This is a genomic window from Citrobacter sp. L55 (genome assembly GCF_002850715.1).
Taxonomy (GTDB): Bacteria; Pseudomonadota; Gammaproteobacteria; order Enterobacterales; family Enterobacteriaceae; genus Citrobacter; species Citrobacter braakii.
On the sequence record NZ_KZ559401.1, the window covers coordinates 153,869 to 177,784 of the forward strand.

Below are 23,916 nucleotides of genomic sequence, written 5' to 3' on the forward strand. Positions count from 1 at the left end.
AGTCGACAAGCCATACCCATTGTCTTTCACGCTGCATTACCACCCGAAATCCAATGGGTACAAAATTTATTACATACGCTCAAACAGGACCATTGATTCCAGGTGTCCAGTGTGCGGGAACATATCAAGCATCGCCAGTCGCCGTATGGCATATCCCGCGTTGAGCAAAGCGTCGCTGTCACGAGCCAGCGTTGCCGGGTTACAGGATACATAAACAACGCGTATAGGTTCTAATTTTATAATATGTTGCATCACACCTGCAGCCCCCGCACGCGCAGGATCGAGCAATACTTTGTCGAATCCGTTTTTCGCCCACGGCTGCCGGGTAACATCTTCCTCAAGGTTTTCATGAAAGAATGTCACATTGTGTAATCCGTTATTCAGCGCGTTTTCCCGGCCTTTTTCCACCAGCGCCGGTACCCCTTCCACCCCCACCACGTTTGCAGCCCGGGTTGCCAACGGCAGGGTAAAATTACCCATTCCACAGAACAGATCGAGTACGCGATCTTCAGGTTGCACATCAAGCCATTCGAGCGCACGGGCCACCATTTGTTGGTTTACCCCTTCATTGACCTGAATAAAATCACGCGGGCTGAAGGTTAACCGTAGTCCATTTGAGTCATACCAGGGCGACTCTTCTGATATTGATTCCAGTATCTCGCTTTGCGGGGCCAGAAACAAAGACAGCCCCTGAGAATGCGAAAAGCATTCCAGTTTTTCTTTATCCTGAACACTTAATGGCGCCGTGTGGCGCAAAATCATCAGGGTTCCGCTCCCCGCCTGCACCAGCTCGACATGACCAAGATGGCGTAACCCTTGCAGACTTTCCAGACACGCCCGGATGTGGGGCAAGAGCGCTTCAAGCTGGGGCACCAAAATAGGGCATTGTTTGACATCGATAATGTCGCTGGATGCGGATTTGCGAAACCCCATCTGCAATTTTTGTTCTTTTGGCCGATAGTTCAGGCTCAACCTGACGCGACGACGATAGCCCCACGGGGTATCAGCTATAACATCCGACACTTCACATTTCATTAAACGCGACAACGCCGCGCTTTTGCTACGCTGCTGCAACGAGATGCTGGCATGCTGCTGCTGGCAGCCGCCGCACACGCCAAAATGCGGGCAACGTGGCACTTCACGCTGCGGACTGTCGTTTAAACGTCGTTTTACTTGCGCGCGGGCGAACTGTTTTTTATCTTCGGTAATCACCACCTCGGCGCTTTCCTGAGGTAGCAATTCCGGTATAAACAACGCCTTTCCGTTATGGCGAGCAACGCCCTGGCCGAAAGGATCAAGGTCATTGACGGTAACGGTTATGATCTGACGCGTCGTCACGCGTCGTTTTGCAGAGTAGAATTGCGCCATCGACGAGATATATCTCTATTTAACAGTGTGACCCTAATTGTCCCATAACGGAACTCCATGACCAACTACAGCCTGCGCGCACGCATGATGATTCTGATCCTGGCCCCGACCGTCCTGATTGGTTTGCTGCTCAGTATCTTTTTTGTTGTGCATCGCTATAACGACTTGCAGCGTCAACTGGAAGATGCTGGCGCCAGCATCATTGAGCCACTCGCGGTCTCCAGCGAATATGGCATGAATCTGCAAAACAGAGAATCCATCGGCCAACTTATCAGCGTGCTGCATCGTCGCCATTCCGATATCGTGCGGGCAATTTCTGTCTATGACGAGAATAACCGGCTGTTTGTCACATCCAATTTTCATCTCGATCCGTCTGAAATGCAGCTGGCAACCGGTTCACCATTTCCCCGAAAGCTGAGCGTCACCCGGCTCGGGGATATCATGATCCTGCGAACGCCAATTATATCGGAAAGCTATTCGCCGGATGAATCTGCCGTCAGCGACGCCAAAAATACGGAAAATATGCTGGGGTATGTGGCGCTTGAGCTGGACCTCAAGTCAGTAAGATTGCAGCAGTATAAAGAGATCTTTATCTCCAGCGTAATGATGCTGTTTTGTATCGGTATTGCGTTAATTTTTGGCTGGCGTCTGATGCGCGACGTGACTGGCCCGATTCGCAATATGGTGAATACCGTTGACCGAATACGTAGAGGCCAACTCGACAGCCGCGTCGAAGGTTTCATGTTGGGCGAGCTGGATATGCTCAAAAATGGCATCAATTCGATGGCGATGTCACTTGCGGCCTACCATGAAGAGATGCAGCACAACATCGACCAGGCCACCTCTGACCTGCGCGAAACGTTGGAGCAGATGGAAATCCAGAACGTCGAACTGGATCTGGCGAAGAAACGCGCCCAGGAAGCGGCGCGTATTAAGTCTGAGTTTCTGGCTAACATGTCGCATGAGCTGCGTACGCCGCTGAATGGCGTGATTGGCTTCACCCGCCTGACGCTTAAAACCGAGCTCAACACGACGCAGCGCGATCACCTGAATACGATTGAACGCTCGGCCAACAATCTGTTGGCCATCATCAATGACGTGCTCGACTTCTCCAAACTTGAGGCGGGCAAACTGATTCTGGAAAGCATCCCATTCCCGCTACGTAGCACGCTGGATGACGTCGTCACGCTGTTAGCGCACTCATCCCATGATAAAGGGCTTGAGCTGACGCTAAATATTAAGAATGACGTGCCGGACAACGTCATCGGGGACCCGCTGCGCTTACAGCAGGTAATCACTAATCTGGTTGGCAATGCCATCAAATTTACCGAAGGCGGCAATATCGACATTCTGGTCGAGAAACGCGCCCTCAGTAACACGAAAGTGCAAATTGAAGTGCAAATCCGCGATACCGGAATTGGCATCCCTGAGCGCGATCAGTCACGCCTGTTCCAGGCCTTCCGCCAGGCCGATGCCAGCATTTCCCGCCGCCACGGCGGGACAGGACTGGGCCTGGTCATTACGCAAAAGCTGGTCAATGAAATGGGCGGGGATATCTCCTTCCACAGCCAGCCGAACCGGGGCTCCACTTTCTGGTTCCATATCAGCCTCGATCTCAACCCTAACGTTCTCGTGGATCGCTCAACCACGCACTGTCTGGCCGGAAAGCGGCTGGCCTACGTTGAACCTAACGCCACAGCCGCGCAATGCACGTTAGATATCTTGAGTGAAACGCCGCTAGAGGTGATTTACAGCCCTTCATTCTCCGGGCTGCCGAAGGATCATTACGATATTCTGCTGCTTGGCATACCGGTCACTTTACGCGAACCGCTCACTATGCAGCATGAGCGGCTGGCAAGCGCAGCGGCGATGACCGACTTTTTGTTACTGGCTCTGCCTTGCCATGCGCAGATCAACGCTGAGAAATTAAAGCAGGGCGGCGCGGCGGCGTGCCTGTTGAAACCTCTTACCTCAACCCGCTTACTGCCAGCGTTGACAGAGTATTGTCAACTGAACCACAGCGCGGCTCCGCTACTGTTAGACGAGAGCAAAATTGCGATGACCGTCATGGCGGTGGACGACAACCCGGCGAACCTCAAGCTGATTGGCGCACTGCTGGAAGATAAAGTGCAGCACGTCGTGCTCTGCGACAGCGGACATCAGGCAGTGGATCGCGCCAAACAGATGCAGTTTGATCTCATCCTGATGGATATTCAGATGCCAGACATGGACGGTATTCGCGCCTGCGAACTGATCCACCAGCTTCCTCATCAACAACAGACGCCGGTCATTGCGGTCACCGCGCATGCCATGGCCGGGCAAAAAGAGAAGCTGCTCAGCGCCGGTATGAACGATTACCTGGCGAAGCCTATCGAAGAAGATAAGCTGCATAATCTGCTGTTACGCTACAAACCCGGCGCGAGCTCATCGCTGAGGGCGCTCGCTGTTGAACCGGTCGTCAATCCGAATACCACACTCGACTGGCAACTGGCGTTAAGGCAAGCCGCCGGTAAAAACGATCTGGCGCGGGATATGCTGCAAATGCTGCTCGATTTTCTGCCCGAAGTGCGTAACAAAATTGAAGAACAGCTGGTAGGTGAAAACCCTGAAGGACTGGTGGATATGATCCATAAACTGCATGGCAGTTGCGGTTATAGCGGCGTTCCCCGCATGAAAAACCTGTGTCAGCTGATTGAGCAGCAATTACGTAGCGGGAGCAAAGAAGAAGACCTGGAGCCTGAGTTTTTAGAGCTTCTGGATGAAATGGATAACGTTGCGCGCGAAGCGAAGAAGTTGTTAGGGTAAAGATCTGATTGCCGGATGACGACGCTCACGCGTCTTATCCGGCAATCATGCCACATCATTCAACGTAATTGCTGACCCGCTTTCAGGGTCGCGGCCACGTTTCGCGCCGTCATTCGCACGTTCTCACTCGCGTTCTTCAGCGCCTCATCTAGTGTGCAAACGGTATAGATAACGCTAAAAACCGCATCCAGCCCATGCTCATGTACAACACCGACATCAGCTGTCAGGCTGCCAGCAATGCCGATAACCGGTTTGTTGTAACGCTTTGCCACCTTCGCCACGCCAACCGGAACCTTACCGTGAATGGTCTGGCTGTCGATACGTCCTTCACCCGTGACCACTAAATCCGCATCCGCAACGCAGTCGTCGAGGTGTAACGCATCCGTCACGACCTCAATACCGCAGCGTAACTGCGCACCGCAAAACGCATACAGTGCCGCCCCCATACCACCAGCCGCGCCACCACCCGCCAGTTCCAGCACGTTGACGTCCAGATCGCGGGCAATGAGTTGCGCATAATGCGTGAGCGCCCGATCAAGACGAAGAATCATCTCCGGCGTCGCCCCCTTTTGCGGACCGAAGACCGCAGAGGCCCCCTCTTCACCGGTCAACGGATTAGTCACATCGCAGGCCACTTCAATACGGCACGCGGCAAGACGCGGGTCTAGCTGAGAAATATCAATCCGGGCGAGTGATTCAAGGCCAGTCCCGCCATGAGCAATATCGTTATTTTGCGCATCCAGTAATTTTGCTCCCAGCGCTTGCACCATCCCGGCACCGCCATCATTGGTGGCGCTGCCGCCAATGCCGATAATGATATGTTCAACGCCCGCATCCAGCGCATGACGGATTAGCTCCCCGGTTCCCCAGGAGGTCGTTTTCAGCGGATCGCGTAAACCTGCGGGAACCTGCTCCAGTCCGCTGGCGGCCGCCATTTCGATAAACGCCGAACGCTCATCCCCGGATAAACCATAAAATGCCTGAATCGTTTTACCCAGAGGGCCGGTAACATCAACATGCACAAGGTGGCCTTGCGTTGCGGCAACCATCGCTTCGACCGTGCCCTCACCGCCATCCGCGACCGGGATCTTCACGTAATTCGCCTCAGGCCAGATCTCACGAAATCCCAGCTCAATAGCCGTTGCCACTTCAAGCGCACTCAAACTTTCCTTATAGGAATCCGGTGCGATTACTATTTTCATAAAGCATCCTTACGCATGTTGACTGTGTTAAGCATACACCAGGAGAAAAACCGCCCCTTTGTGGGAGCGGTCCCAGTTCGCTTAGCGTACCATGCACGGACGCTTATTATCAAACGTCCAGTTCGGGATCAGATACTGCATTCCCATGGCATCATCGCGCGCTCCAAGTCCATGTTGCTGATACAGCTCGTGAGCTTTCATAACCTGATCCATATCCAGCTCCACGCCCAGACCCGGCTTCGCCGGTACCTGCACCATGCCGCCTTTGATTTCAAACGGCTCTTTGGTCAGGCGTTGATTGCCTTCCTGCCAGATCCAGTGGGTATCGATAGCGGTAATTTTGCCCGGCGCCGCCGCCGCTACATGAGTAAACATCGCCAGCGAAATATCAAAGTGGTTGTTAGAGTGCGAGCCCCAGGTCAGCCCAAACTCATGACACATCTGCGCAACGCGGACAGAACCCTGCATAGTCCAGAAGTGCGGATCCGCCAGCGGGATATCCACGGACTGCAACGACAGCGTATGTCCCATCTGACGCCAGTCGGTGGCGATCATATTAGTGGCGGTCGGCAGACCGGTAGCACGACGGAATTCCGCCATGACTTCACGGCCTGAGAACCCCTGCTCGGCACCGCACGGATCTTCCGCATAAGCCAGTGATCCTTTCAGGTATTTACCAATTTTAATCGCTTCATTCAGCGACCACGCACCATTGGGATCGAGCGTGACGCGTGCCTGTGGAAAGCGTTTCGCCAGCGCCACAATAGATTCCGCTTCTTCTTCCCCGGCCAACACCCCGCCTTTCAGTTTGAAATCGTTGAAACCATATTTCTCATATGCGGCTTCCGCCAGGCGCACCACTGCATCCGGGGTCATCGCCTCTTCATGACGCAGGCGATACCAGTCGCACTTCTCATCCGGCTGGCTCTGATACGGCAGCGGCGTCGCGTTACGGTTACCGACGAAGAACAGGTAACCCAGCATTTCAACTTCGCTACGCTGCTGACCGTCGCCCAGCAGAGATGCGACGTTAACGCCCAGATGCTGACCCAGCAGATCCAACATGGCCGCTTCGATCCCGGTAACCACATGAATAGTGGTACGTAAATCGAAGGTCTGCAAACCACGGCCACCGGCATCACGATCGGCAAAGGTATTGCGGACCGCATTCAGTACGTTTTTGTATTCACCTAACGTTTTGCCCACCACCAGCGGAATGGCATCTTCCAGGGTCTGACGAATTTTTTCGCCGCCGGGAATCTCACCCACGCCGGTATGACCGGAGTTATCTTTGATAATCACAATATTACGCGTGAAGAACGGGGCATGTGCGCCGCTCAGATTCATCAGCATGCTGTCATGGCCCGCAACCGGGATCACCTGCATCGCGGTTACGACTGGGGTAGTAAATTGTGCGCTCATAATTAAGTCCTTATTCAAAATTAGTGGCGGCCGAAAACGGGACGTTTACGGTCAAAAGTCCATCCAGGGATCAGATACTGCATCGGGCCTGCGTCATTACGCGCGCCGCCGGGCAGCGCTTTATAGGCTTCATGCGCTTTCTGTACCTGATCCCAGTCCAGTTCCACGCCCAGGCCGGGCGCGTCGGGTACCGCAATTTTTCCGTGTTTAATCTCCAGCGGATTTTTGGTCAGGCGGCAATCGCCCTCCTGCCAGATCCAGTGGGTGTCGATCGCCGTTGGGTTGCCCGGCGCAGCGGCACCGACGTGGGTGAACATCGCCAGGGAAATATCAAAATGATTGTTAGAGTGGCAGCCCCAGGTCAGTCCCCAGTCATCGCATAGCTGTGCCACGCGTACCGCGCCGGAAAGGGTCCAGAAGTGCGGATCGGCCAGTGGAATATCTACCGAGTTGAGCATCACCGCATGGCCCATCTCACGCCAGTTGGTGGCTATCATATTCGTTGCTACCGGCAGACCGGTTGCACGGCGGAACTCGGCCATCACTTCGCGGCCAGAAAAGCCCTGTTCTGCGCCGCACGGATCTTCGGCGTAAGTCAGAACATCGTTCAGCCCTTTACACAAGGAGATAGCTTCATCCAGTAGCCAGGCACCGTTAGGGTCGACCGTAATACGCGCATCCGGGAAACATTGTTTCAACGCGCGAGCGGTGTCGATTTCCTGCTCGCCAGGCAGCACACCGCCTTTGAGTTTGAAATCTTTAAAGCCGTAGCGATCCTGCGAAGCCTGAGCCAGACGCACCACCGCCTCACTGTTCATCGCCTGCTGGTGACGCAGGTGATACCACTCATGGTTACCCGGCGTGCTGTCCAGATACGGCAGATCGGTTTTGCTGCGATCTCCCACGTAGAACAGATAGCCGAGCACGGTGACCGCATCGCGCTGCTTGCCTGGCCCTAACAGTTCGCAGACCGGCACGTTCAGCGCCTTGCCCAGCAGGTCGAGCAGTGCGGCTTCCAGCGCGGCCACCGCATTAACCCGCAGTTCAAAGGTCCAGGCACCTTTACCAAAGGTGTCAAAATCAGCGGCCTGGTTGCCTTTATGCACCTGCTGAACCACTTTATTCAGGCGCGCGACTTCCTGGCCCAACACTTGTGGAATCGCGTCCACCAGCGTCTGATAAATCACTTCGCCGCCCGGTGCTTCACCGACGCCGGTATTTCCGGCGTTATCGGTGAGCACGACGATATTGCGGGTAAAGTATGCGTTATGCGCCCCGCCAATATTGAGCAGCATGCTGTCATGACCGGCCACCGGGATGACCTTCATATCGGTAATAATGGGACTCGATTGTGTTGTCATCATCATTGCCCTGCGACAGGTTTCAGTTCGATACGTTTAATATCACCCACCAGCACCAGATAGCTCACTACAGCAATCAGCGCATGCACCCCGACGTAAATCAACGCACCGTTAAACGAGCCAGTGGTACCTACGATGTAGCCGATAGCAATTGGCGTAACGATACCGGAGATGTTGCCAAACATATTGAACAGACCGCCGCTCAAACCGCTGATCTCTTTTGGCGCAGTATCGGCCATCACCGCCCATCCCAACGCACCGATGCCTTTGCCGAAGAAGGCCAGCGCCATAAAGCCGATGATCATCCACTCCACGTTGACGTAGTTACAGAACACCATCACCATCGACAACAGCATACCCAGTACGATTGGCGTTTTACGGGCGATATTCAGCGAACCGGTACGGCGCATCAGCCAGTCGGAAATAATGCCGCCGAGCACGCCGCCTGCGAATCCGCAAATGGCCGGGACCGAGGCAACAAAACCGGCTTTCAAAATCGACATACCGCGTGCCTGTACCAGATAAACCGGGAACCAGGTGATAAAGAAGTAGGTCAGCGCATTTATGCAGTATTGGCCGATATAAATACCGATCATCATTCGTGAGCCCAGCAGTTGCTTGATCTGCCCCCACTTCACGCTGAACGGCACTTTGGCTTTGGCTGCCGCCTGATCCATATTGATCAGCGCTCCGCCTTCGGCAATGTAGTCCAGCTCTTTTTGGTTTACGCCCGGATGCTGGTTCGGTTCATGAATCACCTTCAGCCAGATAAAACTGATAACAATCCCGAGACCGCCCATAAAGAAGAACACATGCGACCAACCCACTTCGTGGGTCAACCAGCCCATGATTGGCGCGAAGATTACGGTGGCAAAGTACTGCGCCGAGTTAAAAATAGCGACCGCCGTGCCCCTTTCCTGCGCCGGGAACCACGCCGCCACAATACGACTGTTGCCAGGGAAGGATGGCGCTTCGGCTAACCCCACGAGGAAGCGCAGGGTAAACAGCGCAACGATAATGCCGAAGCCGCTGAAGATATCGACGAAGCCCTGCAGCAGGGTAAACATGGACCAGATAAAAATGGACCAGAAGTAAACACGTTTTGAACCGAAGCGGTCGAGCAGCCAGCCGCCGGGGATCTGACCGATAACATAGGCCCATGAAAAAGCGGAGAATACATACCCCATCCCTACCGCATCCAGACCAATATCTTTGGCCATCTCCGAGCCGGCGATGGATAAGGTGGCGCGATCGCCGTAGTTGAAGGATGTGACGATAAACAGCATCACCACTATCCAGTAGCGAGCGTTAGTGCGTTTTTCCGCGCTGCTCGCCGCCTGACTTAATGAACTCATTGTTGCACTCCTGAATCTTGGCTTTCGCCAGTTCATTCTGTACAGCACCTGTAGGGTGATCAGAATGAGAGGTTAGTGTGTGGCAGTTTTGGTACAGCTCAGGGCCGTTTTATTCTGACTCGCTGCCTTTTCGGGAACTGACGGGAAAAGTATATGAAGGAGTGCCTCTTACCCTCACCGTGCAAAAACACAACATTGCGGGAGGTGAATGAGGTTGTTTATGGCATAAGCCTAAGGGAATGGAAGATGCTTCACGAAATTGGCGTTTGGTGGGTGATTTGTTGCCGGGTAGCAATGCCTTACCCGGCCTACGATCCAAAAGAGAGTAACAGGCCCGTGCAAGCAAAGTGCTGCCGGGCGAAAGGTTATTTAAGCAAGGTTCCCCAGTTTTCTACCCAGGGATTGGATTCGCTTCCGGTTCAGGATGCTCGCTGGCGTCAATCAGCAGCATTTCCCCTACACGTTGGGCGCTTTGTTCCTGCAACAGTGCATCGAACTGCTTGCCGCCATTGCAGAAATTAACATAGCTACTGTCACCCAGCGCAATTACCCCGTAATGCAGATTTGGCTGGAAACCGAGATTATCTTTGATCCCCTGAAACAGCGGCACGATGCTATCCGGCAGATCGCCCTGTCCGGTCGTTGAGGTCACCACCAGCACATATTTTTCCTGATATGCCTGCCAGTCGCTGAGCTCGGGATCTTCGAACACCGTGGCTTTATGACCCTGCGCCGTCAAAATAGCTTCGGCCTCTTCGGCAACCAGCAACGCGTTTCCGTACATCGTGCCGACAAAAATTCCAATTTCCGCCATAACCGTAATCTCCTGGGACTTAAGAATCTATCTGCTCATCCTGACCTGACAGCCCGCTGAACTCAACCCTTTCATTCTCAGGGAGAAGTCCACGCCAGCCAAACTGTGATAGCGCCTGCATCCAGACATCATCCAGCCCGGCGCGAATAACCAGCGGTTCGCCGGTAAAAGGATGAGTCAGCGCAAGCTGGCTGGCATGAAGCATCAAACGCTGACAGCCAAAGTGCTCAGCGGCGCTGCGGTTTTGCCGCAAATCACCGTGCTTACTGTCGCCGATAATTGGATGGCGTAAGTGCGCCAGATGGCGTCTGAGCTGGTGTTTTCGACCGGTTTTAGGATCCAGTTCCACCAATCCGTAACGGGTCGTCGGATAACGTCCGGTCGCTACCGGCATCTCAACCGTCGCCAAACCGCGATAATGGGTGACGGCAGGCTGCGGGCCTTTATCATCACGGGCAAATTTATCGGCGATCTTATCCAGTTCTTCGACCAGCGGGTAATCCAGCACGGCATCATCCATCAGCCAACCACGCACAATCGCATGATAGCGTTTCTGAATTTGATGATGTTCAAATTGCTGGGACAGCAACCGCCCGGCTTCGCTGGACAGCCCCATCAGCAGTACTCCAGAAGTCGGTCTGTCGAGTCGGTGGGCGGTAAAAACGTGCTGACCAATCTGGTCGCGTACCGTTTGCATCACCACCACTTTCTCATCCCGGTCGAGCCAACTGCGGTGAACCAACCAGCCCGAAGGTTTATTAACTGCGACCAGCCATTCGTCCTGATACAGAATCTCCAGCATCAGGCGTTATCACTTGTAAACAGTGCATCCAATTCCTGCAATGCCGTCAGCAGAATTTCGCGTTGCGGGTGATCGGCTGCCAACGCCATTTCGTAATACGGTGCGACGGCAAAAGCCTGCGGAAGCGGCTGAGCGTTATCAATCAGCGTATGCATGCGGGGAATCAATACCCATTGCAGCCACTCAACCGGCTCCATGGTATCCATACAAAAAGGCTGCGTGCTGGTAAACAGATGCTCTGCAGGCTCATCCAACCGCCAGTGATTATGTTCACGCAGTAGTGCTTCAAGCGCGTGTAACTGCTGGCGCACACGGTCATGAGTCGTCATGAAATTAACCTCAATGATGAAAAATCTGGCGCGAAGAATAGCACTAGTGAAGGGAAATAAAAAAAGGGAGCACTGTAAAAACAGTGCTCCCGGTTCGTTTCGCAGCGTTCCAGCTACTTTTAGTGCTCCCTGCTCATCCGTGACAACTTTTCCTGTGGTCTTGCGACCTTGTTCATCCTGAACTAGTGCATCCTGCTCACATCACCCCGATGTGAAAACTTCATCCTGAAGTGTCCTGGCCATCCTGACCCGCCGAACATCCTGACCGGCTCTCATTCTCCATCCTGGAGGTGTCCCTTAACGCATCCAGCGCTTTCCGCTTTGCTTCATCCTGAAGCCTGTCCTTGTTGCACCGTCCTAGTGTGTCCTGCCGAAGAGCCATCATCCTGATGTTCTCTTCGTTGTGCGACTCCTTGTCGACAGATATAGAATCGCCTGTTTCGCCTTGTCTTACAAGATGCTTACAGACACTCCCTTAAGATTATTTTCGTATGAAAGTTAACAATAAAACATTAACTTTATGAATAATAAGGAATAATTATTTTATCCGTTCATTAAGTCTTTACTTATTACCTGGCAATGTCCTACAGGGTTTGTAAGAGATCTCTCACAATGTTCAGGGCAATCTGGATTACAGAACTGGCTTAAGCTGAGTGAGAAATTCCGCAAGTGAGTCCGCCAGCACCGTTCGTTTACGGGTTCCCAGCGTTTCTTTGCACACTTCACCGGAGAGATTGCACACCGAAATGACGTCAAGCTCATTGTCCTGGGTGGCAATAAAAAGCGTAGGCGACAGCTTGAGGCGCTTTTGCGTAACCAGGTGACCAATCAGGTTTTCCTGAACGCGCCTGAAGTCGTCTTCGCTCCAGGTTTGCAGCAGCGTTAGTTTTTCATCCGCAAACTGCGCGTGCATGTCCCCAGCAAACTGGGTGGTGTAAAAAGCGTGAACGGCTGGTTGTATCACGATATCAAAGGCGCGTTCAACCGCATTGAGGTTTTTTTCGCCGACAAAAGGCTGAGGTTGCCAGAATACCGCATCGTCTGTGGAAGAAATGATGCACGGAGAAGGTACGCCATACAGCTCTTCGCTGAGGGGCCAGCTGTTGTTTTTTTCGTACCATGCGTCGCAATAACGTGTCGTAAAGGCTGTCAACGCCTGCGCTGTCAATTCGTCCACTGATTTCTCTCTTCACAAAAGCCAGGATACACTTGTCGCATAGTGTATCTGGTTTATGACGGTGAAACATGTCCTCTTATGAAAATCATCAGGCGCTTGACGGCCTGACTCTTGGTAAATCAACAGATTACCGTGACAATTACGATGCCAGCCTGCTGCAGGGCGTTCCACGCAGCCTGAACCGCGACCCGCTGGATTTACAGGCCGATAATCTGCCTTTTCACGGTGCCGATATCTGGACGCTATATGAACTGTCTTGGCTGAATGCCAACGGTTTACCGCAGGTAGCGGTCGGTCATGTAGAACTGGATTACACCAGCGTAAATCTGATCGAATCGAAAAGCTTTAAGCTTTACCTGAACAGTTTTAACCAGACGCGTTTTGATTCCTGGGATGCGGTACGCCAGACGCTGGAAAACGATCTGCGCGCTTGTGCTCAGGGTGATGTCAGCGTAGCGCTGTACCGTCTTGACGAACTGGAAGGACAACCGATAGCCCACTTTAACGGCACCTGTATCGACAATCAGGATATCGTCATCGATAACTACCAGTTCAGCACAGAGTATCTGGAAAATGCCGTTGGCGGTGAAAAAGCGGTGGAAGAGACGCTGGTCAGCCATCTGCTGAAGTCTAACTGCTTGATCACCCACCAGCCGGACTGGGGCTCCATACAGATTCAGTATCGCGGACGAAAAATCGATCGCGAGAAGCTGCTGCGTTATCTGGTCTCCTTCCGTCACCATAATGAGTTTCACGAGCAGTGCGTGGAACGCATTTTCAATGACATTCTGCGCTTCTGCCAGCCGGAGAAACTGAGCGTTTACGCACGCTACACGCGACGTGGCGGCCTGGACATTAACCCATGGCGCACCAACACCGATTTCACCCCTGCAACGGGGCGCCTGGTACGTCAGTAATCTTTTTTCTCAATTTTGCGTGCCGGATTCCGCGCGCAAGGTTGTGAAAGGTCATAAGCCAGGGCTATTGTAATCAACAGGGAATGACGTGTTGCGTCCCATAAGGAGTTTACTTGATTACACATATTAGCCCGCTTGGCTCAATGGACATGTTGTCGCAGCTGGAAGTCGATATGCTTAAACGCACGGCCAGCAGCGACCTGTATCAACTGTTTCGTAACTGTTCGCTTGCCGTTCTGAACTCCGGCAGTTTGACCGACAACAGCAAAGAGCTGCTGTCACGCTTTGAAAGTTTCGACATTAACGTGCTGCGCCGCGAACGGGGCGTAAAGCTGGAACTGATCAACCCGCCTGAAGATGCGTTTGTTGATGGACGCATTATTCGCGCACTGCAGGCCAACCTGTTTGCTGTGCTGCGCGACATTCTGTTCGTCAATGGCCAGATCCATAACGCCGGTCGCTTTCAGCATCTGGATCTTGAAAGCTCGGTGCATATTACCAACCTGGTATTCTCGATCCTGCGCAATGCCCGGGCGCTACACGTGGGTGAAGCGCCGAACATGGTCGTCTGCTGGGGGGGTCACTCAATCAACGAAAATGAGTACCTGTACGCCCGTCGCGTTGGTACCCAATTGGGCCTGCGCGAACTGAACATCTGTACCGGCTGTGGTCCGGGGGCGATGGAAGCGCCAATGAAAGGCGCTGCGGTCGGTCACGCCCAGCAACGATACAAAGACAGCCGCTTTATCGGTATGACCGAACCGTCAATCATTGCCGCTGAGCCGCCTAACCCGCTGGTTAACGAACTGATAATCATGCCGGACATTGAAAAACGTCTGGAAGCGTTCGTGCGTATCGCCCACGGTATAATCATCTTCCCAGGCGGCGTAGGGACAGCAGAAGAGCTGCTGTATCTGCTGGGGATCCTGATGAACCCAGCCAACAAAGATCAGGTTTTACCGCTGATCCTGACTGGACCAAAAGAGAGCGCCGATTACTTCCGCGTGCTGGACGAATTTATCGTGCACACACTGGGGGAAGATGCGCGTCGCCACTATCGCATTATCATAGACGATGCAGCAGAAGTGGCTCGTCTGATGAAAAAAGCGATGCCGCTGGTGAAAGAGAACCGCCGTGACACCGGTGATGCCTACAGCTTTAACTGGTCGATTCGTATTGCACCTGATTTGCAGATGCCGTTCGAGCCGTCCCATGAAAACATGGCTAACCTGAAGCTGTACCCGGATCAACCCGTGGAAGTACTGGCGGCAGACCTGCGCCGTGCGTTCTCGGGGATTGTAGCCGGTAACGTGAAGGAAGTCGGGATCCGCGCCATCGAAGAGTTTGGCCCGTACAAAATCCACGGTGACCGCGAAATGATGCGCCGCATGGACGATCTCCTGCAGGGCTTTGTTGCACAGCATCGTATGAAGTTACCAGGCTCCGCGTATATCCCTTGCTACGAGATTTGCGCCTAACCTCCAACAGCCGCCAGCAGACGCTATCGCGGTGACAGTTTTGTCCATATCAAAGCCGGGTTTGGCGCATCAGCCTCCCGGCTTTTTTTAGTGATACCAGTCACATAGCTCAGACGATCATATAAATACCGATGATGTTTCATTAAAAATAGCGCGCTACGCAAACGATTACCTTTAAAACCCAACCGTGATTTATCTTAGGAAATTATTATTAGTCGCCAAAATCCTCTAAAAACAACAGTTTTTACAGCGTAACGCTCGTATCTTCGCGCCTTCGCTTTCATGATATATGTCGTTAATGTTAGCCTTCGCGCCCGTAAATTCGCTTTGACTATTTTTTAACAGATTAATGGTCCAAATTTATCCACATAAAAGGTGGATTATTGCATTTGGGATCGCGATCACTGATACATTCATTACTAAAATGTATCTTTCCGCCCGCAAATTATTACGGCGAAAAATTATATAAAAAATCGCTCAACGAATTTCGATTTACAGTCGGGTATTTTCTCATTGGATTGATCCCAAACCCGACTTTTTAAGCTTCCTCCAGGAGAAATAGATGGAAAACACTCAAACCAGCACTATCGTTACGGGCCAGACCCGCAGCGCATGGCGCAAGACAGATACCATGTGGATGCTGGGCCTTTACGGCACGGCGATTGGCGCGGGTGTATTGTTCCTGCCGATTAACGCAGGCGTAGGCGGTATGATTCCGCTGATCATCATGGCGATCCTTGCTTTCCCAATGACCTTCTTTGCACACCGCGGCCTGACTCGCTTCGTGCTGTCCGGTAAAAATCCGGGTGAAGACATTACTGAAGTTGTAGAAGAACACTTTGGTGTAGGCGCAGGTAAACTGATTACCCTGCTCTACTTCTTCGCTATCTACCCAATTCTGTTGGTCTACAGCGTAGCAATCACCAACACCGTCGAAAGCTTTCTGACCCACCAGCTGGCAATTACGCCGCCGCCGCGCGCAATCCTGTCTCTGATCCTGATTGTCGGCATGATGACCATCGTGCGTTTCGGTGAGCAGATGATCGTGAAGGCGATGAGCATCCTGGTATTCCCGTTTGTTGCCGCCCTGATGCTGCTGGCGCTGTACCTGATCCCTCAGTGGAGCGGTGCAGTTCTGGAAACCCTGTCCTTTGACTCTGCAGCAACCACCGGCAACGGACTGCTGTTGACCCTGTGGCTGGCAATTCCGGTAATGGTGTTCTCCTTCAACCACTCACCAATCATCTCCTCCTTCGCCGTGGCGAAGCGTGAAGAATACGGTGATGAAGCTGAGAAGAAATGCTCTAAGATTCTGGCATTCGCTCACATCATGATGGTGCTGACCGTTATGTTCTTCGTCTTCAGCTGCGTATTTAGCCTGACCCCAGCGGATCTGGCTGCAGCGAAAGAGCAGAACATCTCTATCCTGTCTTACCTGGCAAACCACTTTAACGCGCCGATCATTGCCTGGATGGCACCGATCATCGCGATTATCGCTATCACCAAATCCTTCCTCGGCCACTACCTGGGCGCACGTGAAGGTTTCAACGGTATGGTGATTAAGTCTCTGCGCGGCAAAGGCAAAACCATCGAAATCAACAAACTGAACAAAATCACTGCGCTGTTCATGCTGGTAACCACCTGGATTGTGGCGACGCTGAACCCAAGTATCCTCGGTATGATTGAAACCCTGGGTGGCCCAATCATCGCGATGATTCTGTTCCTGATGCCGATGTATGCAATTCAGAAAGTACCGGCAATGCGTAAATACAGCGGCCATATCAGCAACGTCTTCGTTGTGATTATGGGCCTGATCGCTATCTCCGCTATTTTCTACTCTCTGTTCAGTTAATTCCCCTGCGCCGCTCCTCGGGGCGGCGCACCTCGATACACAATGGACGCCTCATGATTAGCGTATTCGATATTTTCAAAATCGGCATTGGCCCTTCCAGCTCCCACACTGTTGGCCCGATGAAAGCAGGCAAACAATTCACGGATGACCTGATTGCACGCGGAATTCTCACTGACGTAACCCGCGTAGTGGTTGATGTCTATGGCTCTTTGTCTCTGACGGGGAAAGGTCACCATACCGACATCGCTATTATTATGGGCCTGGCGGGTAATCTGCCGGATACCGTAGACATTGATGCCATCCCGGCCTTTATCCAGGATGTGAATACTCATGGACGTTTGCTGCTGGCGGACGGTCAACATGAGGTCGAGTTCCCGGTCGACAAGTGCATGAATTTCCATGCGGACAATCTGTCTCTGCACGAAAACGGGATGCGTATTACCGCACTGGCGGGCGAAAAAGCCATTTATAGCCAGACTTACTATTCCATTGGCGGTGGGTTCATCGTTGATGAAGAACATTTTGGTTTACCGAACAACTCTCCGGTAAACGTGCCGTATCCGTATAAATCTGCGGCTGATTTGCAACGTCATTGCCAGGAAACCGGCCTGTCGCTTTCCGGTCTGATGATGCAAAACGAACTGGCGCTGCACAGCAAAGAAGAGCTGGAACAACACTTCGCCAACGTCTGGGACGTCATGCGCAGCGGGATTGAGCGCGGCATCACCACCGAAGGTGTATTGCCGGGCAAACTGCGCGTTCCACGTCGCGCGGCGGCGCTGCGTCGTATGCTGGTCAGCAGCGACAAAACCACCACTGATCCGATGGCGGTTGTTGACTGGATCAACATGTTCGCGCTGGCCGTGAACGAAGAAAACGCTGCCGGTGGACGCGTGGTTACGGCGCCAACTAATGGCGCATGCGGGATTGTTCCTGCCGTGCTGGCGTACTACGACAAGTTTATCCGCGAAGTGAATGCTAACTCGCTGGCACGCTACATGCTGGTCGCGAGCGCCATTGGTTCACTGTACAAGATGAACGCCTCTATCTCTGGCGCCGAAGTGGGCTGTCAGGGTGAAGTCGGCGTTGCCTGCTCCATGGCTGCGGCCGGTCTGGCTGAACTGCTGGGCGGTAGCCCAACGCAGGTGTGCATCGCGGCGGAAATCGGTATGGAACATAACCTGGGTCTGACCTGCGATCCGGTTGCCGGCCAGGTGCAGGTACCGTGCATTGAGCGTAACGCCATTGCTTCGGTTAAAGCAGTGAACGCCGCACGTATGGCGCTGCGCCGTACCAGCGAACCGCGCGTGTGCCTTGATAAAGTCATCGAGACCATGTACGAAACCGGTAAAGACATGAACGCCAAATACCGTGAAACATCTCGCGGCGGTCTGGCGATGAAGATTGTCACCTGCGATTAAGTCCCACCACGTTTCAGGATCTGTAGGCCGGATGAGGCGCTCGCTGCCATCCGGCCTACAGATAACGCTATTTCGCAACACTCGCCTCCCCTCGCCGTGAATGTTACCCTACAAACTTATTTGTTAGGGAGAACACCGTGGCCGTCCACCTGCTCATTGTCGATGCACTGAATCTTATCCGCCGCATTCACGCCGTACAGGGCTCACCCTGCGTAGAGACGTGCCAGCACGCGCTCGATCAGCTGATTGTGCACAGTCAGCCTACGCACGCCGTGGCGGTATTCGATGATGAAGCGCGCAACAGCGGCTGGCGTCACCAACGGTTGCCTGACTACAAAGCAGGTCGCCCCCCGATGCCTGATGAATTGCACCAGGAAATGCCCGCCTTACGCGCCGCTTTTGAACAGCGCGGCGTCTGCTGTTGGGTCTCCAGCGGGAATGAAGCCGATGATTTAGCCGCAACCCTGGCGGTTAAAGTGAGCCAGGCGGGACATCAGGCTACCATCGTCTCAACCGATAAAGGCTATTGTCAGTTGCTCTCCCCGACGCTACGTATTCGTGACTACTTCCAGAAGCGCTGGCTGGATGCACCGTTTATTGAGAAAGAGTTTGGCGTGCTGCCGCAGCAGTTGCCTGATTACTGGGGACTGGCCGGGATCAACAGTTCGAAAGTACCGGGGGTTGCAGGTATTGGTCCCAAAAGCGCCACGCAGCTGCTCGTACAGTTTCAACATCTGGAAGGCATTTACGCGCATCTTGATGAAGTACCGGACAAGTGGCGCAAGAAACTAGAGAAGCACCAGGAGATGGCGTTTCTGTGTCGCGATATCGCACGGCTGCAAACGGACTTACATATCGACGGAAACCTGCAGCAATTACGGTTGGTGCGATAGCTCTGTTGCCGAATGGCGCTGTGCTTATCTGGCCTACACGTCGAACACCCCGGTAGGCCGGATAAGGCTTTCACGCCGTCACGCTGAAAAATTACCAGGCGGTGTGGTACAGCTCAACGATATCCCCAAGATTCGCTTCACGGGGATTTCCCCCGGTACAAACATCGTCAAATGCCGCCTGCGCCAGCGCAGGAATATCCTCTTTACGTACGCCAACATCGCGTAAATGCAGCGGGATCCCTACATCGCGGTTAAGGGCGAAGACGGCATCTACTGCCGCTTTACGTGCCTCTGCCAGCGTCAGTTCTTCAACCTTAACTCCCATCACCCGGGCGATATCGCGGAATTTTTCCCCGGTGAATTCGGCGTTATAGCGCATCACGTGCGGCAGCAAAATGGCATTTGCTACGCCGTGCGGCGTGTTATAAAACGCGCCTAACGGGTGTGCCATTCCATGCACTAATCCCAGACCAACGTTGGAAAAGCCCATCCCGGCCACGTACTGGCCCAGCGCCATCGCTTCCCCGGCCTGGGTATCGCCCGCAACGGAACCACGTAATGCCCCGGCTATCATTTCAATGGCTTTAATGTGCAGCGCATCGGTAAGCGCCCATGCTGCCCGCGTAATGTACCCCTCAATAGCATGGGTCAGGGCATCCACTCCGGTGGCGGCTTTTAGCGCCGCTGGCATGCCGTCCATCATGTCTGCATCGATGAACGCTACCTGTGGGATGTCATGGGGGTCGACACAAACAAACTTACGCCGATTTTCTTCGTCAGTGATCACGTAGTTAATGGTCACTTCCGCTGCCGTTCCCGCAGTGGTTGGGATAGCCATAACCGGCACGCTCGGGCTGCGCGTTGGCGATAACCCTTCAAGGCTGCGTACATCCGCAAACTCAGGGTTATTATTGATAATGCCAATCGCTTTACAGGTATCCTGAGGGGAGCCTCCGCCGATGGCGATCAGATAGTCTGCGCCGCTTTGCTGAAAGACACCCAATCCTTCCTGCACCACCGCAATGGTTGGGTTAGGAATAACGCCTGAATAGATTTCCCATGCCAGACCAGCAGCATCCATTCGGGAAGTCACCTTATCGACAACGCCGCACTGCACCAGATTTTTATCAGTCACAATCAACGCCTTGCGATAACCACGACGGATGACTTCATCGGTTAATGCACCAACAGCTCCCCGGCCAAACCATGCCGTTTCGTTCAGAATCATTCTGTTCGCCATCGTATTTCTCCTTTTCGCTATGCGAAATTACTCTTCAATGCGTAATCCGTAAGATTTGAATTTCTCCAGCACAATGGCGATCTCCTCGTCATCCAGCACCGGCACCGGGTCAACAATCGCCAGCGTGCTCAGATAAAGGCGGGCCAGAACTTCCACTTCATGCGCCAACCACAGTGCTTTTTCCAAATTCGCTTCACAAGCAATCAACCCATGGTGCTGTAAAAGCGTTGCCTTACGGTTTTTCAGGGCGACGCTCACATGCTCTGACAGCTCTCGTGTACCAAACGTCGCATAAGGCGCACACGGAATAGAGTTCCCCCCTGCCGCCGCAATCATGTAGTGAATTGCCGGGATAGGGCGATTAAGAATAGAAACGGCCGTGCAATGTACGGCATGGTTATGGACAACCGCATTGGCATCCGGACGCGTCTGGTATGCCGCCAGGTGAAAACGCCATTCACTGGAGGGTAATTGTCCTTTATCATATTTCCCGTCGTTATCTACATACACGATCATATTTTCAGTAAGTCTTTCATAAGGAATACCGCTGGGCGTGATCAGCATCCCATTTTCATAACGCGCACTCACATTTCCCGCCGTCCCCTGATTCAATCCAAGGCTGGTCATTTCAAGGCAGGTTTCAATGATTTCTCGTGACAAACGCATTCTTTCCATAATGATTCTCCGGGTACAGTTTCCCCTCGTCTTTATTGCGAAAAATGCAGCCGCAGAGTAAGACGGGTCAGGTTTCAGATACAGGCAGCCACTGAACGTATATATTCAGGTTCAGTAGGCCGATTTATTTATAGCGGCGTATTAAGGTTGTCTTACGCGCTTAATAAGTTTCATCTCAACTTTTACAGTTTCTTTAATTGGCTGGTCATCAATAGCACTCATCATCATATCGAACGCTTTTTCCGCCCAAACATTTTCATCCTGCTGCATTGACCAGACATTATTGGCGAGGAATCCCAGCATTGGGTGTTCATCGAATGTCCCAATATTAATTTCAGGTGGAATTGTGCCAAAACGATTACGAATAGCGTTAATGGCCCCCTCCAGTACGGGTAATGATGAGGCGATAAATGCCTGTGGGCAGCCCTGTTCGCCGATCAACTCATCCATCAGTCGATAACCACCCTCGGGCGTGTTATCCGGCCCTTCGCGCACCCAATCGCTATGCAAAATACCATTATTGTTCAATGCATTAAGATAACCTTGCAAACGGTCGCCGATGCTGGGTAATCCCGTATCTCCCACCAAAAACCAGATCGGCGACTTTCCAGCGTCAAACAAACTTTGCGTCAACTTTTCGCCGCCCAAAATGTTATGGCTTTCTACCAGAGCGTTATCGGTATACTTAAAATCACGGTCAAGTAACACCATCGGTTTTCTAACCTGACGTAAATGGTGCTGCTGATTCTCTAATGTTGAGGGAACAATAAAAAGGCCATCGACATTGCGAGCTATTAACGCTTTGGTCAGTTTATTTTCGTAATCAACATCGTCATAGGTACAGCTAATCGTTAGCTGATAACCGGAACGACGACAGCGTTGCTCAAGTTTTTCTGCGAGTGTGGCAAAAAACACGTTGGAAATATTGGGCACAATCAATCCCAACGTATCCGTTTTATTCAATTTCAGGCTGCGTGCTGAATGGTTAATGACGTAACCATAGCGCTCGACATATTCATTAATACGCGTTTGGGTTTTGACACTGATTCGATATTGCTCTGCTTTCCCGTTCAGCACCAGTCGTACGGTCGTAACCGATAAATTCAGATCGCTGGCTATCTGTTCTACTGTTTTAGCCATTTTTATGCCCCAGTTCACATCCAAAAACGTCAATCTACAATCATAAAAGTATTTTAAACTTTTGTCTTACTGCATAAGTTGGTTAATCGCCTGCTGCTGATCCCACATCATCAGATAAGCCTGATATTTGCGGTCATAGAAGTTCCGCCGTGCCGGGTTAGCCTTAATCACCTCGCCAGATCGAACCATCGCCTGGCATGCAGATGGAATATTTTCCCACGCGCCGCAGGCAACCGCGCCGGTGATGGCCGCACCTAACGTCACTGCATCCTCTTCCTGCATCAGATGAATATCGCATCCGGTGGCATCGGCATATTCTCGCAACCACAGTGGGTTATGCGTTGCGCCGCCGCACAGCGTCAGTCGGGAAATGGTGTGACCGTTTTCGCGCATCACTTCCATAATATGCCGCGTACCGCAGGCGATCGCCTGTAATGTCGCCAGGTACAGACGAGCAACCTGCATCTCGCCTCGCTCAAGAGTCAAACCGCAAACACTCCCCCGGGCATCGGGTCGCGCGCGCGGTGAACGATTACCGTGATGATCGGCCAACACATGCAAATAACGACCAGGCTCTGACTCCTGCGCCTCAAGTGCGGCAACCCATTCATTAACTAAAACGATGGGATGGCAACCCCGCGCCTCAGCCTTGTGAAATAGCGCCGCGCTGGCTCCTGACTCCTGAAGCGTCCAGTCGACTAACGCCCCAGCGGCACTTTGCCCCCCTTCTGTCAGCCAGTAGCCTGGCAGCATGGCTGACCAGTACGGCCCCCATACACCAGGTGTATGAATTTCCTGCTCGCTGCACAGCATATGGCAATTTGACGTTCCGCTGATCAACGCCAACGTCCCCTCAGGCTCAACACCGGCAAGCGCTACTCCGCCCGCATGGGCATCAATCATTCCGCTGGCGACGACCACTGCAGTCGTCAGCCCCAGCGCCTGGGCCGCATCGGCGCTAAGCGTTCCAACGGCGGCGCCTGGCGGCAGGATCCGCGACGGGATTTTGCCCAACAAATCCGTTAGCTCAACAGCGTCAAGCAAAGAGTGGCTAAAGCGTTGTTCATGTGCCAGATAGTTCCATTTACACGTCAGCGTGCACAGACCAGCAACATCACAGGCGGTAGCTTTAGAGACCAGAAAGTCCGCCAGATCGTAGAAGCGATGCGCACTCTGCCAGGTGGCTGGAAAATGGTTTTTCAGCCACAGCACTTTAGGAAGCTCCATTTCGACGCTGACTTCACCGCCAACGTAGCGCAGAGCCGGATCCTGCGTGGCGTTTATACGTTGCGTCTCCTGCGCCGCACGATGATCCATCCACATGATGATGTTATGGTCCGATGGTTCGCCTGGTGAAACTGCCAGACCCCGCCCCTGTTCATCCAGTGCCACCAATGAACAGGTGGCATCAAATCCCAATGCGCGAATCTCCTCAATGCGAACCCCGGATGACGACACCGCCTCCTTCACTGCATGGCAAACCTGCTGCCAGATTTCTGCAGATGACTGCTCAACCCGCTCAGGACCGGGTCGAAACTGCGAGATGGCATATGTCGCAAAAGCCAGCCGTTTGCCACTGGCATCAAAGACACCAGCCCTGACGCTGGCGGAACCGACATCCACACCGAGGAAATATCCACTGCCCATAGTAACTCCCTGACGCTG

At 53.0% G+C, this 23,916-nt stretch carries 18 protein-coding genes and 1 pseudogene; 6 read left to right on the forward strand and 13 right to left on the reverse strand.

Annotated elements, in window-relative coordinates:
* Positions 1 to 69: 69 nt before the first annotated feature.
* Entirely contained in the window at positions 70 to 1,368 is a 1,299-nt protein-coding gene (gene rlmD, locus B9P82_RS08180) for a 23S rRNA (uracil(1939)-C(5))-methyltransferase RlmD (protein ID WP_101700178.1), read from the reverse strand.
* 57 nt (positions 1,369 to 1,425) lie between these two features.
* On the opposite strand from rlmD, the gene barA reads away from it, so the two are divergent.
* The gene (gene barA, locus B9P82_RS08185; RefSeq protein WP_046276146.1) at positions 1,426 to 4,173 is read left to right on the forward strand and encodes a two-component sensor histidine kinase BarA; all 2,748 of its coding nucleotides are present in this window, start codon (positions 1,426 to 1,428) and stop codon (positions 4,171 to 4,173) included.
* A 59-nt stretch (positions 4,174 to 4,232) separates the two neighbouring features.
* Here the strand turns inward: barA and B9P82_RS08190 are convergent, their stop codons facing one another.
* From B9P82_RS08190 to syd, 8 genes and pseudogenes are all read right to left on the reverse strand, one after another.
* The gene (locus B9P82_RS08190; RefSeq protein WP_016154238.1) at positions 4,233 to 5,375 is read right to left on the reverse strand and encodes a glycerate kinase; all 1,143 of its coding nucleotides are present in this window, start codon (positions 5,373 to 5,375) and stop codon (positions 4,233 to 4,235) included.
* Between the two features lie 81 nt (positions 5,376 to 5,456).
* Positions 5,457 to 6,797 carry a glucarate dehydratase gene (gene gudD / locus B9P82_RS08195; protein WP_016154239.1) on the reverse strand — a complete coding sequence of 447 codons (1,341 nt, stop codon included), beginning with the start codon at positions 6,795 to 6,797 and terminating at the stop codon, positions 5,457 to 5,459.
* A gap of 20 nt (positions 6,798 to 6,817) precedes the next feature.
* On the reverse strand, positions 6,818 to 8,158 hold the full coding sequence (locus B9P82_RS08200) for an enolase C-terminal domain-like protein (RefSeq protein WP_029139643.1): 1,341 nt from the start codon (positions 8,156 to 8,158) through the stop codon (positions 6,818 to 6,820).
* 2 nt (positions 8,159 to 8,160) lie between these two features.
* A complete protein-coding gene (gene gudP, locus B9P82_RS08205) occupies positions 8,161 to 9,513 on the reverse strand; it encodes a galactarate/glucarate/glycerate transporter GudP (RefSeq protein WP_016154241.1) in 1,353 nt (450 codons plus the stop codon).
* 365 nt (positions 9,514 to 9,878) lie between these two features.
* Positions 9,879 to 10,327, reverse strand: a pseudogene (locus B9P82_RS08210) (flavodoxin).
* Positions 10,328 to 10,346: 19 nt separating this feature from the next.
* Positions 10,347 to 11,129, reverse strand: a complete 783-nt coding sequence (gene truC / locus B9P82_RS08215) for a tRNA pseudouridine(65) synthase TruC (RefSeq protein WP_003825671.1) — start codon at positions 11,127 to 11,129, stop codon at positions 10,347 to 10,349.
* On the reverse strand, positions 11,129 to 11,458 hold the full coding sequence (locus B9P82_RS08220; RefSeq protein ID WP_016154244.1) for a YqcC family protein: 330 nt from the start codon (positions 11,456 to 11,458) through the stop codon (positions 11,129 to 11,131). Before B9P82_RS08220 ends, truC begins: the two co-directional genes overlap by 1 nt.
* A 631-nt stretch (positions 11,459 to 12,089) precedes the next feature.
* The gene (gene syd, locus B9P82_RS08225; protein ID WP_016157357.1) at positions 12,090 to 12,635 is read right to left on the reverse strand and encodes a SecY-interacting protein; all 546 of its coding nucleotides are present in this window, start codon (positions 12,633 to 12,635) and stop codon (positions 12,090 to 12,092) included.
* A gap of 68 nt (positions 12,636 to 12,703) precedes the next feature.
* On the opposite strand from syd, the gene queF reads away from it, so the two are divergent.
* The 5 genes from queF (at position 12,704) to xni (ending at position 19,196) form a co-directional block, all read left to right on the forward strand.
* The gene (gene queF / locus B9P82_RS08230) at positions 12,704 to 13,552 is read left to right on the forward strand and encodes an NADPH-dependent 7-cyano-7-deazaguanine reductase QueF (protein ID WP_016154246.1); all 849 of its coding nucleotides are present in this window, start codon (positions 12,704 to 12,706) and stop codon (positions 13,550 to 13,552) included.
* Positions 13,553 to 13,665: 113 nt separating this feature from the next.
* Positions 13,666 to 15,030, forward strand: coding sequence for a nucleotide 5'-monophosphate nucleosidase PpnN (ppnN, locus tag B9P82_RS08235; protein WP_003840366.1), 1,365 nt, complete (start codon positions 13,666 to 13,668; stop codon positions 15,028 to 15,030).
* Between the two features lie 562 nt (positions 15,031 to 15,592).
* A complete protein-coding gene (locus B9P82_RS08240; RefSeq protein ID WP_016154247.1) occupies positions 15,593 to 16,882 on the forward strand; it encodes an HAAAP family serine/threonine permease in 1,290 nt (429 codons plus the stop codon).
* A gap of 53 nt (positions 16,883 to 16,935) precedes the next feature.
* Positions 16,936 to 18,303, forward strand: a complete 1,368-nt coding sequence (locus B9P82_RS08245; RefSeq protein WP_019077586.1) for an L-serine ammonia-lyase — start codon at positions 16,936 to 16,938, stop codon at positions 18,301 to 18,303.
* Between the two features lie 137 nt (positions 18,304 to 18,440).
* On the forward strand, positions 18,441 to 19,196 hold the full coding sequence (gene xni, locus B9P82_RS08250; RefSeq protein WP_019077587.1) for a flap endonuclease Xni: 756 nt from the start codon (positions 18,441 to 18,443) through the stop codon (positions 19,194 to 19,196).
* Positions 19,197 to 19,287: 91 nt separating this feature from the next.
* Here the strand turns inward: xni and fucO are convergent, their stop codons facing one another.
* From fucO to B9P82_RS08270, 4 genes are all read right to left on the reverse strand, one after another.
* On the reverse strand, positions 19,288 to 20,436 hold the full coding sequence (gene fucO, locus B9P82_RS08255; RefSeq protein WP_019077588.1) for a lactaldehyde reductase: 1,149 nt from the start codon (positions 20,434 to 20,436) through the stop codon (positions 19,288 to 19,290).
* Positions 20,437 to 20,463: 27 nt separating this feature from the next.
* Positions 20,464 to 21,111 (reverse strand): L-fuculose-phosphate aldolase, encoded by a 648-nt coding sequence (gene fucA / locus B9P82_RS08260; RefSeq protein WP_003034062.1) that lies wholly within the window; start codon positions 21,109 to 21,111, stop codon positions 20,464 to 20,466.
* A gap of 141 nt (positions 21,112 to 21,252) precedes the next feature.
* The gene (locus B9P82_RS08265) at positions 21,253 to 22,251 is read right to left on the reverse strand and encodes a LacI family DNA-binding transcriptional regulator (RefSeq protein ID WP_016154251.1); all 999 of its coding nucleotides are present in this window, start codon (positions 22,249 to 22,251) and stop codon (positions 21,253 to 21,255) included.
* Between the two features lie 66 nt (positions 22,252 to 22,317).
* Positions 22,318 to 23,898 carry an FGGY-family carbohydrate kinase gene (locus B9P82_RS08270; protein WP_101700179.1) on the reverse strand — a complete coding sequence of 527 codons (1,581 nt, stop codon included), beginning with the start codon at positions 23,896 to 23,898 and terminating at the stop codon, positions 22,318 to 22,320.
* Positions 23,899 to 23,916 lie beyond the last annotated feature (18 nt).

What these genes read in the sequence shown, in the direction of transcription:
- gudD (WP_016154239.1), bottom strand. Translation starts at nt 6,797, where the DNA reads ATGAGCGCACAATTTACTACCCCAGTCGTAACCGCGATGCAGGTGATC.
- truC (WP_003825671.1), bottom strand. Translation starts at nt 11,129, where the DNA reads ATGCTGGAGATTCTGTATCAGGACGAATGGCTGGTCGCAGTTAATAAA.
- queF (WP_016154246.1), top strand. Translation starts at nt 12,704, where the DNA reads ATGTCCTCTTATGAAAATCATCAGGCGCTTGACGGCCTGACTCTTGGT.
- B9P82_RS08240 (WP_016154247.1), top strand. Translation starts at nt 15,593, where the DNA reads ATGGAAAACACTCAAACCAGCACTATCGTTACGGGCCAGACCCGCAGC.
- B9P82_RS08245 (WP_019077586.1), top strand. Translation starts at nt 16,936, where the DNA reads ATGATTAGCGTATTCGATATTTTCAAAATCGGCATTGGCCCTTCCAGC.
- fucA (WP_003034062.1), bottom strand. Translation starts at nt 21,111, where the DNA reads ATGGAAAGAATGCGTTTGTCACGAGAAATCATTGAAACCTGCCTTGAA.
- B9P82_RS08270 (WP_101700179.1), bottom strand. Translation starts at nt 23,898, where the DNA reads ATGGGCAGTGGATATTTCCTCGGTGTGGATGTCGGTTCCGCCAGCGTC.
- B9P82_RS08200 (WP_029139643.1), bottom strand. Translation starts at nt 8,158, where the DNA reads ATGACAACACAATCGAGTCCCATTATTACCGATATGAAGGTCATCCCG.
- gudP (WP_016154241.1), bottom strand. Translation starts at nt 9,513, where the DNA reads ATGAGTTCATTAAGTCAGGCGGCGAGCAGCGCGGAAAAACGCACTAAC.
- B9P82_RS08220 (WP_016154244.1), bottom strand. Translation starts at nt 11,458, where the DNA reads ATGACGACTCATGACCGTGTGCGCCAGCAGTTACACGCGCTTGAAGCA.
- fucO (WP_019077588.1), bottom strand. Translation starts at nt 20,436, where the DNA reads ATGGCGAACAGAATGATTCTGAACGAAACGGCATGGTTTGGCCGGGGA.
- B9P82_RS08190 (WP_016154238.1), bottom strand. Translation starts at nt 5,375, where the DNA reads ATGAAAATAGTAATCGCACCGGATTCCTATAAGGAAAGTTTGAGTGCG.
- rlmD (WP_101700178.1), bottom strand. Translation starts at nt 1,368, where the DNA reads ATGGCGCAATTCTACTCTGCAAAACGACGCGTGACGACGCGTCAGATC.
- barA (WP_046276146.1), top strand. Translation starts at nt 1,426, where the DNA reads ATGACCAACTACAGCCTGCGCGCACGCATGATGATTCTGATCCTGGCC.
- B9P82_RS08265 (WP_016154251.1), bottom strand. Translation starts at nt 22,251, where the DNA reads ATGGCTAAAACAGTAGAACAGATAGCCAGCGATCTGAATTTATCGGTT.